13 protein-coding genes and 1 tRNA gene are annotated in these 15,454 nt (G+C 31.1%); 9 read left to right on the top strand and 5 right to left on the bottom strand.

What is annotated here, in order from left to right:
• Positions 1–61 precede the first annotated feature (61 nt).
• The 5 genes from Q1B05_RS00550 to Q1B05_RS00530 all read left to right on the top strand — a co-directional run bounded on the left by Q1B05_RS00550 (position 62) and on the right by Q1B05_RS00530 (position 6,097).
• Entirely contained in the window at positions 62–1,927 is a 1,866-nt protein-coding gene (locus Q1B05_RS00550) for a M1 family metallopeptidase (RefSeq protein WP_299776539.1), read from the top strand.
• 92 nt (positions 1,928–2,019) lie between these two features.
• Positions 2,020–3,426 carry a nicotinate phosphoribosyltransferase gene (locus tag Q1B05_RS00545; RefSeq protein WP_299776538.1) on the top strand — a complete coding sequence of 469 codons (1,407 nt, stop codon included), beginning with the start codon at positions 2,020–2,022 and terminating at the stop codon, positions 3,424–3,426.
• Positions 3,426–4,031 (top strand): bifunctional nicotinamidase/pyrazinamidase, encoded by a 606-nt coding sequence (gene pncA, locus Q1B05_RS00540; protein ID WP_299776537.1) that lies wholly within the window; start codon positions 3,426–3,428, stop codon positions 4,029–4,031. Before Q1B05_RS00545 ends, pncA begins: the two co-directional genes overlap by 1 nt.
• 3 nt (positions 4,032–4,034) lie before the next feature.
• A complete protein-coding gene (gene rnpA / locus Q1B05_RS00535; protein ID WP_299776536.1) occupies positions 4,035–4,415 on the top strand; it encodes a ribonuclease P protein component in 381 nt (126 codons plus the stop codon).
• A 41-nt stretch (positions 4,416–4,456) separates the two neighbouring features.
• A complete protein-coding gene (locus tag Q1B05_RS00530) occupies positions 4,457–6,097 on the top strand; it encodes a S41 family peptidase (RefSeq protein WP_299776535.1) in 1,641 nt (546 codons plus the stop codon).
• A 2-nt stretch (positions 6,098–6,099) separates the two neighbouring features.
• Here the strand turns inward: Q1B05_RS00530 and Q1B05_RS00525 are convergent, their stop codons facing one another.
• From Q1B05_RS00525 to Q1B05_RS00515, 3 genes are read right to left on the bottom strand one after another with little or no spacing between them, the layout of a single operon-like run.
• On the bottom strand, positions 6,100–6,546 hold the full coding sequence (locus Q1B05_RS00525) for a GNAT family N-acetyltransferase (RefSeq protein WP_299776534.1): 447 nt from the start codon (positions 6,544–6,546) through the stop codon (positions 6,100–6,102).
• Positions 6,547–7,458 carry a cation diffusion facilitator family transporter gene (locus Q1B05_RS00520; protein WP_299776533.1) on the bottom strand — a complete coding sequence of 304 codons (912 nt, stop codon included), beginning with the start codon at positions 7,456–7,458 and terminating at the stop codon, positions 6,547–6,549.
• A gap of 1 nt (position 7,459) precedes the next feature.
• Positions 7,460–7,894, bottom strand: coding sequence for an RpiB/LacA/LacB family sugar-phosphate isomerase (locus Q1B05_RS00515; RefSeq protein ID WP_299776532.1), 435 nt, complete (start codon positions 7,892–7,894; stop codon positions 7,460–7,462).
• A 727-nt stretch (positions 7,895–8,621) separates the two neighbouring features.
• On the opposite strand from Q1B05_RS00515, the gene rnr reads away from it, so the two are divergent.
• The 3 genes from rnr to Q1B05_RS00500 all read left to right on the top strand — a co-directional run bounded on the left by rnr (position 8,622) and on the right by Q1B05_RS00500 (position 12,400).
• Positions 8,622–10,811, top strand: coding sequence for a ribonuclease R (gene rnr / locus Q1B05_RS00510; protein WP_299776531.1), 2,190 nt, complete (start codon positions 8,622–8,624; stop codon positions 10,809–10,811).
• 191 nt (positions 10,812–11,002) lie between these two features.
• Positions 11,003–11,677, top strand: a complete 675-nt coding sequence (locus Q1B05_RS00505) for a head GIN domain-containing protein (protein ID WP_299776530.1) — start codon at positions 11,003–11,005, stop codon at positions 11,675–11,677.
• 42 nt (positions 11,678–11,719) lie between these two features.
• Complete coding sequence (locus Q1B05_RS00500) at positions 11,720–12,400, top strand: LysE family transporter (protein WP_299776529.1); 681 nt, start codon at positions 11,720–11,722, stop codon at positions 12,398–12,400.
• Positions 12,401–12,663: 263 nt separating this feature from the next.
• On the opposite strand, the gene Q1B05_RS00495 is transcribed toward Q1B05_RS00500, so the two are convergent.
• Positions 12,664–12,734 (bottom strand) — tRNA-Cys (locus tag Q1B05_RS00495).
• 53 nt (positions 12,735–12,787) lie between these two features.
• Positions 12,788–13,150, bottom strand: a complete 363-nt coding sequence (gene folB / locus Q1B05_RS00490; RefSeq protein ID WP_299776528.1) for a dihydroneopterin aldolase — start codon at positions 13,148–13,150, stop codon at positions 12,788–12,790.
• A gap of 133 nt (positions 13,151–13,283) precedes the next feature.
• On the opposite strand from folB, the gene Q1B05_RS00485 reads away from it, so the two are divergent.
• Positions 13,284–15,308, top strand: a complete 2,025-nt coding sequence (locus Q1B05_RS00485; protein WP_299776527.1) for a glutamine--tRNA ligase/YqeY domain fusion protein — start codon at positions 13,284–13,286, stop codon at positions 15,306–15,308.
• Positions 15,309–15,454: the final 146 nt, after the last annotated feature.

The raw sequence follows: 15,454 nt of genomic DNA, 5'->3' as shown, positions 1-15,454 counted from the left end.
AATATAAAAAGCCTCATCAATCAAAACTTGATGAGGCTTTTTATTTAATACCTCTTCTTATATGAAACATATTTTTTACTCAATCTTTGGACTCCTGTTAGTGCTTACGTCTTGTAAGTCTGTAGAAACTACAACAACGAACGGTGGTTCAGCTTCAAGCATAGATCCTACATATTGGCAACAACATGTAAATTACACTATGGATATTGATATGAATGTTAAAAACTATCAATACAAAGGTGTTCAAAAATTAGTATATACTAACAATTCTCCAGATGTACTAACAAGCGTGTATTATCACTTATTCTTAAACGCTTTCCAACCAGGAAGCGAAATGGATATCCGTTTACAAAATATTGAAGATCCTGATGGTAGAATGATGGAAAATGGAAAAAGTAGAATTTCTACCTTAACACCAGACGAAATTGGTTACATTAAAGTAAAATCGCTTAAACAAGATGGAAAAGCAATTGCTTACGAAACTGTAGGAACTATTTTAGAAGTAAAATTAGAAAATCCTATTCAGCCAGGAGAACAAGTAACATTCGATATGGATTTTGATGCGCAATTACCACTTCAAATTCGTCGTTCTGGTAGAAATAATAAAGAAGGTGTTGCTTTATCTATGACACAATGGTACCCAAAATTAGCTGAATATGATTTTGAAGGTTGGCATGCAGATCCTTATATAGGAAGAGAATTTCACGGAGTTTGGGGAGATTTCGACGTTACTATAAACATTGATAAATCTTATACAGTAGGAGGTACAGGATATCTTCAAAACCCTAATGAAATTGGTCATGGTTACGAAACTGAAACCATAAAAAAATCTAAATCAGATAAATTATCCTGGCATTTTGTAGCTCCAAACGTACACGATTTTACATGGGCTGCAGATCCAGAATATGTGCACGATACTATGCAAGTGCCTAACGGACCATTATTACATTTCTTCTATAAAAACAATCCAGAATTTACTTCTAACTGGAAAAAACTCCAACCTAAAGCGGTAGAGTTAATGCAATATTATAGTAAAGAAGTAGGGATGTACCCATACAAACAATACTCAATTATCCAAGGTGGTGATGGCGGAATGGAATATGCAATGTGTACACTTATTACTGGAGAACGTAAATTTGGTAGTTTAGTAGGTGTTACAGCTCATGAAATGGCACATACATGGTTTCAGTTCTTGTTAGCTTCAAACGAATCTAAACACGAATGGATGGACGAAGGGTTTACGAGTTATATTAGCGATCAAGCCATGAATGTTATTATGGACGAGAATAAAGTAAATCCATCAGAAAGTGCATACCGTGGATACTTTTACTTAGTAAAATCTGGTAAAGAACAACCACAATCGACACATTCAGACCGTTACGATTGTAACATGGCTTACAGTATTGCAGCATATAATAAAGGGGAAGTCTTTTTATCTCAATTAGGTTATGTAATCGGACAAGACAACTTAAATAAAACACTAAAAAAATACTTTACAGATTTTTCTTTTAAACATCCAAGACCTATTGATATTATACGTTCTGCAGAAAAAACTTCTGGTTTAGAATTAGATTGGTACTTAACAGATTGGACACAAACAACAAACACTATAGATTACGGAATTAAATCTGTAAACGATTCTGGAAATACAACTAAAGTAACTTTACAACGCATTGGGTTAATGCCTATGCCTTTAGATATTGAAGTTACTTACGCTAATGGTATTAAAGAACAATTCTACATTCCATTAACTATGATGCGTGGCGAAAAACCTGCAACAACTCCTAGAACATTATTAAAAGATTGGGCTTGGGCATATCCAACTTACACATTTACCATCAATTCGGCTAAAGGAAATATTAAAAACATTCAAATAGATCCAAAAGGGTTAATGGCAGATATAAACAAAGTAAACAACACACTTTAGTCTTAATTAAAAATAGGCTTTTTGTTAATTAATAACGCATGTTTATACATTTGTAAAAAACATGCGTTATTTTTATATAAAAATATTTTAAAATGAATTTAAATTCAGCACTATATACCGATTTATATCAACTTGCCATGGGGCAATCTTACTTCTTAAAAGGGAAGCATGAAGTAACTTCTACCTTCGATTACTTTTTTAGGAAAATACCTTTCGAAGGCGGTTATGTACTGTTTTGTGGTTTAGAAGAAGTTTTGGATTGGTTAGAAACTGTTGCCTTTTCTGAAGAAGATATATCATATTTAGAAGATCAAGGATTCGATTCAGATTATATAGATTATCTTAAAAATTTCAAATTCACTGGGCATATTCAAAGTATGCAAGAAGGTGAAATTATATTTCCTTTTAGTCCAATTTTAACCGTTACAGGTTCTATAATTGAATGTCAAATTGTTGAAACATTTATATTAAACTCGCTTAATTTTCAATCGTTAATAGCAACCAAAGCAAGTCGAATTAGATACGTATCTGGAAATGAAAAAAGTTTAGCAGAATTTGGCTTAAGACGTGCACAAGGTTATGCTGGGTTACAAGCATCACGTGCTTCTTTTATTGGTGGTTTCGATTATACATCTAATGTGCTTGCAGGAAAATTATACGATATACCTGTATCAGGAACTATGGCACATGCCTATATTCAAAGCTACGACGACGAGCTTACTGCCTTCAGAGATTTTGCAGAAACTAGACCTGTTAGCTGCGTTCTTCTTGTTGATACTTATGATACCTTAAAAAGCGGTGTTCCTAATGCTATAATTGTAGCTAAAGAAATGGAAGCACGTGGAGAAAAATTACTTGGTATACGTTTAGATAGTGGAGATTTAGCATACTTATCTAAAGCGGTTAGAAAACAATTAGACGAAGCAAATTTAGACTATGTAAAAATTGCTGCATCAAATCAGTTAGACGAACATGTTATTAGAAGTTTAAACGAACAACAAGCGCAAATAGACGTTTACGGTGTTGGTACTAATTTAGTTGTAGGTAAAGAAAATGGTGCTTTAGATGGTGTTTACAAATTATGTAGCTTTAATAATACACCACGAATTAAGATTTCTGAAAATTTAAAGAAAATGAATTTTCCAGGAAAAAAACAAGTGTATCGTTATATGAATGAAAACGGACTTTATATAGCAGATGCCATTACATTACACCATATAGAAGCTCCAAAAACTATGGCACATCCGTTTGAAACACATAAACGTATGTCTATTGAATACGATACAGTAAGACCACTTTTACACGATGTTATGATAGATGGTAAACGTATTAATATTAAAAAATCGACTTCAGAATTAGTAGAAATTGCTAAAGAAAATCTTTCAAAACTACCAATAGAACACAAACGTTTTGACAATCCGCATGTTTATAAGGTAGGATTAAGTCCAGAATTAGAAGCCTTAAGAGATCAGTTAAAAAAAGAAAAACTACAATCGTAATGAAAGCACTTATTCTTGTCGATATTCAAAACGATTTTTTACCTGGAGGAACACTTGCTGTAGAACATGGAGACGATATTATTTCGTTGGTAAATCAGATACAATCTAAGTTTGATATTGTAGTAGCCTCTCAAGATTGGCATCCAGAAAATCATGCTAGTTTTGCAGGTAACCACAACGCAAAAAATGTATTTGATGTTATTCAATTAAACGGTCAAGATCAAGTATTATGGCCAAATCATTGTGTACAAGGTACACATGGAGCAGCATTTTCTTCAGACTTAAATACAGATGCTGTTGCAGCAATTTTTAGAAAAGGTATGAATAAAAATGTTGATAGTTACAGTGCCTTTTTCGATAATAATAAAACGCAACATACTGGTTTAGAAGCCTATTTAAAAAGCATGAAAGTAACCGAAGTATATGTGTGCGGATTAGCAGCAGACTATTGTGTGTACTTTACAGCAAAAGATGCACAAAATTTAGGCTTTAAAACATATTATATTACAGATACTACACGTTATATATCTAAAGATGTTTATAACAATGCTATTTTAGATTTAAAGCAACACGGTGTTACTATTTTAACAAGTGCCGATATTTAATTTATGAAAAATACTTACGGTAAAACCGAAAAACTAAAAAGTAAAATAATTATTGAAAAACTCTTTACAGAAGGGAAATCAGTATCTGCATATCCATTGCGCTTAGTCTATTTAAAAACTACTTTCGAAGATAAAGTAATGCTACAAACTGGTGTATCTGTAAGTAAGCGAAATTTTAAATTAGCAGTCGATAGAAATCGTGTAAAACGCCTATTAAGAGAAGCTTACAGATTAAATAAAAATAATCATTTTAGTACTATCACATCGCAATATGCATTTATGATTTTATATTTTGGTAAAGAACTGCCAACCTACGAATTTGTAGAAAAAAAAGTAAATACATTGTTCGAAAAATTTAAGAAAGCTGAAGCTCAAAACTTATAAACATATTCAATTTATATAATACATTAAAAACCGTTTTATACATGAAAACATTACTTAAAAAAAAGATTCTAATTCCTGTTTTTGCGGTTGCTATATTTGTTTCAACAACAGCATTTCAAAACGATTTCTTTGAAATTGCCAAGCAAATAGAAATATTTACTACGCTTTACAAAGAACTAAACATGAATTATGTAGATGAGACGAATCCGGCAGATTTAATGGACACCGCTATAAAAAGCATGTTAAAAGATTTAGATCCGTACACTACATTTATGAACGAACAAGATGTAGAAGCTGCTAGAATTAATAACACGGGAGATTATACTGGAATTGGAGCACGTGTAAAGACCTTAAAAGATAAGTTAGTTATCGTTGAGCCTTATAAAGATTATCCTGCAGATAAAGCTGGTTTAAAAGCGGGAGACGAAATTATAAAAATAGGTAATATAGATTTAGAAACTTTTAAAGAAGATAAAGGAGATTTATTAAAAGGATCGTCTGGAACAACTATAGAAGTAACTTATAAACGCCAAGGAAAAACACATAAAGCCAGTATAAATAGGGCAGAAGTAGAAATAAATGCGGTACCTTATTTTTCTATGATTAATGAAAATACAGGATATATTGTTTTAAGTCAGTTTAATAATAAAGCTTCTTCGCAAACTGCTTATGCTGTAAAAGATTTAAAAGCTCAAGGTGCAAAAAATATCATATTAGATTTACGCGACAATCCTGGTGGTTTGTTACACGAAGCTGTAAATACGGTAAATATTTTTGTTCCGAAAGCACAATTAGTAGTAACCACAAAATCTAAAGTTAAAAAATTCAATAAAACCTATTACACGCAAAAAGATGCTTTAGATGTAGAGATTCCTCTAGTAGTCTTAATTAATGGTCGTAGTGCTTCTGCAAGCGAAATTGTTGCAGGAACCTTACAAGATCTAGACCGTGCTGTAGTTATTGGATCTCGTAGTTTTGGTAAAGGATTAGTACAACGTCCAAAACAACTTACTTACGGTACACAGTTAAAGCTTACAATTTCTAGATATTATACACCATCTGGACGTTGTATACAGGCTTTAGATTATTGGCATCGTGACGATAAAGGAGATGCAGTTAGAATAGCTCAAGAAAATTATCATGAGTTTAAAACTAAAAACGGTCGTCCGGTTTTTGATGGCGGAGGAGTCTTACCAGACGAATCTTTAGAGATTACAAAAAATTCTGCCATTACAAATGCAATTGTAAACGAAGATCTTATTTTCGATTACGCGACTACATATTATTATGCACATCAAAATATTAAAGATATAGATGCTTTTAAACTTACAGATTCAGATTTTTCAGATTTTAAAAAATATTTAAAAACTAACAATTTTAATTTTGAAACTGAAACTGAGAAAGCATTAACAAAGGCATTTGAAAGTTCAAAAAAAGAAGGATTAGATAATAGTATTCGAAAGGATTACAATATACTTATTAACAATCTAAACACCTCAAAAATAAAGGGTATAGACGAAAACAAGGCACAATTATCAAGTTTATTAACAGACGAAATTGTTAAACGTTATGCTTACAGAGAAGGTGTTTACGATTACTATAAAACTCACAATCCTGAAATAAAACGCGCTACTCAAATTTTGAGTAACGCGACTACTTATAGTAAGTTTTTAACAAAATAAGTTTAAGGTTTTAAAAGCATACCTATATGCGGAATACCATCTTCTAAATACGGCTCGGAAACAGTTTCAAAACCAAAACTATTATAAAAGGATTCTAGATGTTTTTGAGCTGATATTTTTATAATATGCTCATTAAACTCATCATTTATAGCATGTATTGAAGCATTCATAATATCATAACCATATTTATGTTTACGTTCCGTTTCTTTTACAATTACGCGTCCAATACTAGCCTGTTCAAAATAATCTCCAGATCTAAAAATTCTGGTATAGGCTACTAACTCGTTCTGTTTAAAGCCTAAAACATGTAGTGCTTTATTATCTTTTCCGTCTATATCTTGGTATACACAGTCTTGTTCTACCACAAAAACTTCACTTCGCAACTGTAATAAGGCGTATAATTCGTGAATATTAAGTTCGTTAAAATATTTTATTGTACAACTTATCATTTAATCTTGGACTATAATTTCTTTAGGATCTTTTTTATTGAATTCAGGCTGAATGTTTACATGGTTTATATTGAATTTATCATGTAAAATGTTTTCAATCTGAAATAAAATATCGTTAAATTGGGTTAGTGAAATATTTTCTTTAAAATCTAAATGGGCTTCTAAATGTAATTCATCATCATTTAAATTCCAGATATGCACGTGGTGTAATTTATTAACCTTAGGACATTTGTTTATAGAACGTACCACATCTTTTACATTAATATGAGACGGTGTAAACAGCATTAACATTTTTGTTGCAGTTATTAACAAGTCGTAACCTACCCAAATTAAATATACTCCAATTAAAAAAGTAAGGACACTATCTATCCAATACATCTGAAAATATTTCATGAGTAAACCTCCAATTAAAACAGCAACGCTTGCCATCATATCTGTAAATAGATGTAAATAAGCACTTCGCATGTTTAAATTAGATTTTGAATCTTGTCTTAATAACAACACGCTAAAACCATTTGCCAAAATACCTAAAAGCGATAACCATATAACAAGGTCAGATTCTATAGGTTGTGGATCTAAAAAACGCTTAAAAGCTTCAATAATTAATAAAATGGCAATAATTATTAAAGTACACGCATTTATAAAAGCAGCTAAAATTTCTGCACGTTTAAATCCAAAGGTTCTATGTATAGATGCTTTTTGTTTAGATAGTTTACTAGCTATATAACTAACAATTAATGAAATAACATCTGTAAAATTATGCAGAGCATCACTCAATAAAGATAAACTACCCGAAACAATTCCACCTATTGCCTGACTTAAGGTAATAAGGACATTTAATAAAATAGAAAATAGTAAGTTTCTACCTTTTAAAGTCTGATGCTCATGTTTATGGTCGTGCGAATTAGACATTTTAACAATGTATTGGAATTTTATTTACTCGATTTTGGTGTCTACCACCTTGAAAAGCAGTTTCTAAAAATGCATCTACCATTTCTATAGCTTGTTCTACAGCAGTATAACGCGCTGGAATACTTAAAATATTAGCATCGTTATGTTCTCTTGCTAAAATGGCTATTTCTTTTGTCCAACATAAAGCAGACCGAACAGCTTGGTGTTTATTAGCTGTCATATTTGCGCCGTTTCCACTTCCGCAAATAATAATTCCAAAATTAACCGTCTTATTAGTAACGTCTTTAGCAACTGGATGTACAAAATCTGGATAATCTACACTGTCTGCAGCATCTGTTCCATAGTTATTAACAACGTATCCCTTTGCTTCTAAATGTTTTAGGATTGCAAATTTATATTGTGTTCCTGCGTGATCATTTCCAATTGAAATTTTCATAATGTGTGTGGCTATTTTTTGTTAAATTATAATGTAAATAAGGTTCGAATTTTAAAGGTAGTAAATGTACGAAATGATGGTTAATAACCTACCTAAATGCCTAATAATTACATACCTTACAATACTTATTTTTTTATTAAAATCACGTTAAGTATACCATTTTTAAACCTTTAGGTAACAATTGTTCATAAAAAGTGTTTAAGTATTAATTAATTGTTAATATCTGTTCATTACTTTTTTAAACTTTTATTTTTAAATCTCATTTTTTTTTTCAACCAAAGATTATATCATACACTCCTAAAATTTTAGTCATTTTCTTTAGAAAAGTTCTTAGACCAAAATCGACTCATATAAACATCAAAATAAAAATAAAATATCAAACATTTTATGTAAATTACAGTTATAAACAATTGTTGATAACACAAATAAAAGAGTTCAATATTAAGAGTTTAAATATGTAATAACATGTTCACTTTGTATCAACAATATGTAAACAAGATAGAATCAAAATAAAAGTCAAAAAAGTTATGCTACATATTAACAGACTATAATAACCACTATTTATTTTTTTAAATTTTAAAAGAAAACTGATTATATATATATATATGTTTATAACTGTTTTTAAAGACAATTTTTTTTTAATTTTAAATGAATAGTTAAACTTCTTAATAAAGAAACATTGATTTAGTATTTAAAATGTAGCTTTGTTACAATACAAAAGTAGATTATGACAAGAAAGCGGAAAAAGAAAGCTTCTAATGGGATTTCTAATCTCTCTCAAACGATTTTAAACATCCTAAGAAAGGAACGTAATAAAACCTTCAATTATAAACAAATAGCTGCAATTTTAAATGTAAACGATGCCAGCAGCAGAAACCAAATAATTAAAAAACTTCAATTATTACTTTCTCAAAAGGAAATAGAAGAAGTAGAACGCGGTAAATTTAAAGCCGTTGTTAATACAGAATATAGTACAGGAATTATAGATTTAACTTCTAAAGGCTCAGGTTATGTGATTTGTGAAGATTATGATGACGATATTTTTATTGCTTCAAATAATATAAACAAAGCCTTAAATGGCGATGAGGTAGAACTTTACGTTTATAAACGTAAAAAACATGGCAAGTTAGAAGGCGAAATTACCAATATAATTAAACGTGCTAAAACAGAGTATGTTGGTGTTATTCAGCTAAGTAAAAACTATGCATTTGTAGTTGTTGATGGCTATAAAATGTATAAAGATATTTTTGTGCCAATTAATAAAACAGGTGGTGCAGAAGATGGCGATAAAGTATTAGTAAGCCTTGAAGATTGGCCAGATAAAGCAGATTCACCAAACGGAAAAGTCTTAAAAGTTTTAGGTAAACCAGGTGAGCATAATACAGAAATTCATGCCATTTTAGCCGATTACGGATTACCTTATGAGTTTCCTCCTGAGGTAGAAGAGTTTGCAAATAATATTGATACTTCTATAAACGAAGACGAAATTAAAAAACGTCGGGATATGCGTAAAGTATTAACTTTTACCATAGATCCTAAAGATGCTAAAGATTTTGATGATGCCTTATCTTTTGAAGTTTTAGAAAATGGAAATTACGAAATCGGAATTCACATTGCAGATGTGTCACATTACGTACAAGAAGGAACTATTTTAGATGACGAAGCTTATGAACGTGCAACATCTGTATATTTAGTAGATCGTGTGGTACCAATGTTACCAGAAATTTTATCTAACAATGCGTGTTCTTTACGTCCGCATGAAGAAAAATTCACCTTTTCGGCCGTTTTCGAATTAAATAATAAAGCTCAAGTTGTTAACCAATGGTTTGGTAGAACGGTAACTTATAGTGATGCACGTTTTGCATACGAAGAAGCACAACATATTATTGAAACTAAATTAAATGCAATTCCTAAAGAAATTTCTATAACAGGAGACGCTTATAATGTAGATCAACCCATTGCAGATGCTGTTTTAAAATTAGACCAACTAGCAAAAATTATGCGAAGTAAACGTATGGGAGCCGGTGCTATTTCTTTCGATAAGGTTGAAGTTAAATTTAATTTAGACACCGAAAGTAACCCTGTAGGTGTATTCTTTAAAACATCTGCAGATGCTAATAAATTAATTGAAGAATTTATGTTATTGGCTAATAAGAAAGTAGCAGAATTTGTAGGTAAGAAAAAACCAGAAAAAACATTTATTTATCGTGTTCACGACGAGCCAGACGAAAGTAAATTACATGCGCTTCAGAATGTTGTCTTTAAATTTGGATATAAATTAGATTTTAAAGATCGTAAATCCACTTCGGCTTCATTAAACGGTTTATTAACCGATGTTGCAGGTAAAAAAGAACAAAATTTAGTCGATACATTAGCGATTAGAACCATGAGTAAAGCCGAGTATACAACGCATAATATTGGACATTACGGTTTGGCTTTCGATTATTATAGTCATTTTACATCTCCAATTCGTCGTTATCCAGATGTTATGGCACATCGTTTGCTACAACTGTATTTAGATGATGGAAAATCTGCTAGTGAAGTTATTTACGAAGAAAAATGTAAACATTCCAGTAGTATGGAATATTTAGCAACTAGAGCAGAACGAGATTCTATTAAATACATGCAAATTCGTTTCATGCAAGATCATGAAGATGAAGAGTTTGCAGGTGTAATATCTGGAGTTACAGACTGGGGAATTTATGTCGAAATTATCGATAATAAATGTGAAGGTATGGTAAGAACTCGCGATATAAAAGGGGATTATTACGAATTTGACGAAAGTCAATATGCTATAATTGGTCGCGAATCTAAAACTATGTATCAGTTAGGTGACGAAGTTATTGTAAAAGTAAAAGAAACAGATTTAGTAAAAAAACATCTTGATTTTCATTTAATAGGTAAATCAAACACATAAAAATATAGCACTTATTAATAAGCTAAAACAAGTTTAAATATTGTTAATAAGTGCAATGAACGTAAAAATTATGAGAATACACTACTGGATTTATTTTCAGTACCTCATACATTTTGAGTGAAAGTTATAAGGTTAAATTTCAATTTTATAGCAAATTAATTAGAATAAAATAATATTATAATTCAATTAAAATGAAACAGTTAGTAATTATATTTATAGCATGTTTATCCATGGGATTACATGCGCAAAAGAAAGTAGAAAAATTAGTAGGAGATTTTAAAGAAGTTAAAGTTTACGATTTAATTCATCTAAATTTAATAAAATCTGATGTTAATAAAATCGAGATTACTGGTAATAATGCAGATAAAGTTGAAACCATTAATAAAAATGGTATTTTAAAAGTTAGAATGAGTATTGATAACATTTTTAATGGCGAAGACACTAAAGTTAATCTGTATTATACAACTATAGATGTAATAGATGTTAACGAAGGTGCTGTACTAAAATCTGATAATGTTGTAGAACAATTTGAAATTGAATTAAAAGCACAAGAAGGTGGAAAAATAAATGTCCCTTTAAATGTGTCTTTTGTAGTAGTAAAATCTATTACCGGTGGAGAAATTACAACGAGTGGATCTGCTAAAAATGAACAAATTAACATTTTAACAGGTGGTGTTTATAACGGACAATTATTAGATTCAGAAACCTCTAAAGTATCCATTCATGCTGCAGGAGAAGCACACGTAAAAGCATCTAAAACTGTTGACGCTACCATTCGTGCTGGCGGAGATGTTTATATTTATGGTAAGCCAGAAACTGTTAACGAAAATAAAGTATTAGGCGGAAGAATTCTAAGAGTAGACTAATTCCCTTAAGTTTTACTAAATTTGCGGCAGAGATCGCGAGCTATGTTAGAAGATATTTTAAGAGCTATTCCCTTCGGAATATTGTTATCCTTTACAATTGGACCAGTATTTTTTGTTTTGCTAGAAACTAGCGCTACAAAAGGGTTTAAAAGCGCTCTTATATTTGATTTAGGAGTTATTATTGCCGACATGTTTTTTATTGTCGTTGCCTTTTACAGCACCAGTCGTATTTTAGATCGTATAAAAGACGATCCTAACTTCTTTGTTTTTGGAGGTGTTTTACTTGTTGTTTATGGTTTAATATCTTTTGTAAAAGCACAAAAATCTTTTAGAACAATTTTAAGAGAGTATCATAGCATCGAAGTTCAAAAAAATTATGGGAAGCTTTTTATGAAAGGGTTTCTATTAAATTTTATAAATGTAGGTGTCCTTTTAGGATGGTTAAGTTTTATAGTTATAGGAAACTCTATGACAGATAATGAATTTGGCGTACATATTTTTTTAGCCACTATACTTACTGTCTATTTTATAGTAGATTTATTTAAAATGTTAGCAGCTAAATCATTGAGAAATAAATTAACACCGCGTATTATTTTTAAAACAAAAAAAATAGTATCTCTTGTTATTTTAGGTTTTGGTGTTTTACTACTTGTTCAAGGGTTCTTTCCTAAAGAAAAGGAAATCTTAAAGGATAAATTCGAACAAATAAATCCATTACATTAAACATATTTAATCCAGAGCTTTTTTATAAAAAAGATCTGGATTTCTTTTTTTATAAAGCTTCAATTTGGTATCTCTATCGTAATTTTTCAGTCTATTTACTAAGTGCGTAAGCGTAATTTTAGTTTCAAATTAATTTCTTGTTTACAATCAGTAATTTAGATTTATCTAAATATATTTAATTGATAATAGGTTATGTTCTTTTTTAAGTAAGATTTTAAAATTCGGATATAAAAAAACCTCCAAGTAAACTTGAAGGTTTTAAGAGGCGTCGAGCGGATTCGAACCGCTGTACAAGGTTTTGCAGACCTCTGCCTAGCCACTCGGCCACGACGCCGTAATTAACGGATTGCAAATGTAAAAAAAATAATGAATCTACACTACTTACTTTCACTTTTTTCTTTTCTCCGTCATTTTTATAGTCACCATTTCTACATCTCCACCTATAGGAGGGTTTAGTTTACTAACGCTAATTGTTGCTTTATTAACAGATTTATTTTCGTTTAATATTCTTATTAATATACGTTTAGCAACAGTTTCCAGAAGGTATGAAGGAATTTTCATTTCTTCTCTAACTATTCTGTTTAAAAACACATAATCTACTGTATCTATTAGATTATCAGAAATTGCGGAAGTTTGTAAATTAGCTTTTATAACTAAATCTACACGGTAATCACTTCCTATTTTAGTTTCTTCGGTTAAACAACCGTGATTAGCGAAAATTCTTATATTCTCTACTTTTATAACGCCCATAAGCCTGTAAATAAATAATATTTTATGGATTAATTTTTTTTATAAAATTAATCATTATCTCTAAGAATAATAGTAAGCAAGCGGATATTTCATTAATTTTGTGATTTATTTTTAATAGGTATTCTTATCATTTATGTCTGAAGAAACAAAATCACTCAATTTTATTGAACATATTATAGAAAACGATTTAAAAACCGAAATATCTCAAGATAAATTACGTTTTCGTTTTCCGCCAGAACCTAATGGGTATTTACACATTGGGCATACTAAAGCTATAGGAATTAGTTTTGGTTTAGGCGAACGTTATAATGCGCCTGTAAACCTTCGTTTCGACGATACTAATCCGGCTAAAGAAGAGCAGGAATATGTAGATGCGATTAAAGAAGATGTCTCTTGGTTAGGTTACCATTGGGATAAGGAAGTATATTCTTCAGATTATTTTCAGCAGTTATTCGACTGGGCAGTTCAACTTATAAAAGATGGCAAAGCGTATGTCGATTCGCAATCGTCTGAAGCTATGGCCGAACAAAAAGGAACGCCTACTCAACCTGGTATAGATGGTCCGTTTAGAAATAGAACTGTTGAAGAAAATCTTGATTTATTCAACCGAATGAAAGCGGGAGAATTTAATGAAGGTGAACATATTTTACGTGCTAAAATAGACATGCAACATGTTAATATGTTAATGCGTGACCCTATTATTTACCGTATTTTAAAGAAATCGCATCACCGCACAGGAGATACGTGGTGTATTTACCCAATGTACGACTGGACGCATGGTGAAAGTGATTATTTAGAACAAGTATCACATAGTTTATGTTCGTTAGAATTTAAACCTCACAGAGAGCTTTACGATTGGTTTTTAGATCAATTAGTTGTAGAAGACCAAGTACGCCCAAAACAACGCGAATTTGCACGTTTAAACTTAAGCTATACGATTATGAGTAAGCGTAAGTTGTTACAATTGGTAGAAGATGGTGTGGTAAACGGTTGGGACGATCCGCGTATGCCAACTATTTCTGGGTTACGTCGTCGTGGTTATACGCCAACGGCAATCCGAAAATTTGTGGAAACTGTTGGGGTAGCTAAGCGTGAAAATGTAATTGATGTTTCGCTTTTAGAATTTTGTATTCGTGAAGATTTAAACAAAACGGCACCGCGTGTTATGGCGGTTTTAGATCCGGTGAAGTTAGTAATTACTAACTATCCAGAAGATAAAGACGAATGGTTAGAAGCAGAAAATAACCAAGAAGATGATAGTGCTGGATTTAGACAAGTACCATTTTCTCGCGAATTGTATATTGAACGTGATGATTTTAAAGAACAAGCGAATAGTAAATATTTCCGCCTAACTTTAGGAAAAGAAGTCCGTTTAAAAAACGCTTACATTATTAAAGGCGAAAGCGTTGTAAAGGATGAGAATGGAAACATTACCGAAATTCATGTAAGTTACGATCCGGATACATTAAGTGGTAGCGGCACAGAAGCTAGTTTACGTAAAGTAAAAGGAACCTTGCATTGGGTATCTATAAAACATGCTGTTAAAGCTGTTGTTAGAGAATACGATAGATTATTTATGGACGAATCTCCAGATAGTCATGCCGATAAAAGTTTTATGGACTTTATAAATCCTGAGTCTTTAAAACTAATTACTGCATTTGTAGAACCTAGCTTAACAGAAGCTAAAGTAGGCGAGCGTTTTCAGTTTCAGCGTTTAGGCTATTTTAATGTCGATTACGATTCAACTTCAGAAAATTTAATATTTAATAAAACAGTTGGATTACGTGATTCTTGGGCAAAAGAAAAGCCAAAAACGGAGCCGAATCCTAATCAGAATCAGCCTAAATCTAATCAGCCACAACGTAAGGCTATAGATGTGATTCAGCAATTTGGTAAAAAATATACGAATTTACCAGATGCTAAACGTGAGAAAATTAAAGCCGATATTTTAGAATTGGCAGAAAAAGTGTCTTACGACGAATTAGAGCCGTTATTTGGAACTGCTGCTAAAAAAGTAGGTACACGTATCGCTGTGATGTTAACGTTGCAAGTACTGCTTAAAAATGGCTTAGAACGTAACGATGCTATTAACGAATTTATAGAAAAAGGATTAGCAGATGGTAATGCACTTTTAGTTGCAGAAGCATCAGAGATATAATCTGAATTTAATTGATATAAAAAGCCTTGAAATAGTTCTTATTTCAAGGCTTTTTTGTTTCAAATTATTAAAAATGATAAGTAAGATTTGTAATCTATTACAGGGATTCTAAGTATTTTTGTAAAACAACTTTTTAATTTTTACAG

The sequence above is a fragment of the uncultured Formosa sp. genome (assembly GCF_947500765.1).
GTDB lineage: Bacteria > Bacteroidota > Bacteroidia > Flavobacteriales > Flavobacteriaceae > Formosa.
The sequence above is the reverse complement of the archived record's forward strand: the minus strand, read 5'-3'. Positions and strand labels throughout refer to the sequence as shown.

Coding starts and splice junctions, on each gene's coding strand:
- Q1B05_RS00545 (WP_299776538.1), top strand. CDS start 2,020: ATGAATTTAAATTCAGCACTATATACCGATTTATATCAACTTGCCATG.
- rnr (WP_299776531.1), top strand. CDS start 8,622: ATGACAAGAAAGCGGAAAAAGAAAGCTTCTAATGGGATTTCTAATCTC.
- Q1B05_RS00505 (WP_299776530.1), top strand. CDS start 11,003: ATGAAACAGTTAGTAATTATATTTATAGCATGTTTATCCATGGGATTA.
- Q1B05_RS00515 (WP_299776532.1), bottom strand. CDS start 7,894: ATGAAAATTTCAATTGGAAATGATCACGCAGGAACACAATATAAATTT.
- Q1B05_RS00520 (WP_299776533.1), bottom strand. CDS start 7,458: ATGTCTAATTCGCACGACCATAAACATGAGCATCAGACTTTAAAAGGT.
- rnpA (WP_299776536.1), top strand. CDS start 4,035: ATGAAAAATACTTACGGTAAAACCGAAAAACTAAAAAGTAAAATAATT.
- Q1B05_RS00550 (WP_299776539.1), top strand. CDS start 62: ATGAAACATATTTTTTACTCAATCTTTGGACTCCTGTTAGTGCTTACG.
- Q1B05_RS00530 (WP_299776535.1), top strand. CDS start 4,457: ATGAAAACATTACTTAAAAAAAAGATTCTAATTCCTGTTTTTGCGGTT.
- pncA (WP_299776537.1), top strand. CDS start 3,426: ATGAAAGCACTTATTCTTGTCGATATTCAAAACGATTTTTTACCTGGA.
- folB (WP_299776528.1), bottom strand. CDS start 13,150: ATGGGCGTTATAAAAGTAGAGAATATAAGAATTTTCGCTAATCACGGT.
- Q1B05_RS00485 (WP_299776527.1), top strand. CDS start 13,284: ATGTCTGAAGAAACAAAATCACTCAATTTTATTGAACATATTATAGAA.
- Q1B05_RS00500 (WP_299776529.1), top strand. CDS start 11,720: ATGTTAGAAGATATTTTAAGAGCTATTCCCTTCGGAATATTGTTATCC.
- Q1B05_RS00525 (WP_299776534.1), bottom strand. CDS start 6,546: ATGATAAGTTGTACAATAAAATATTTTAACGAACTTAATATTCACGAA.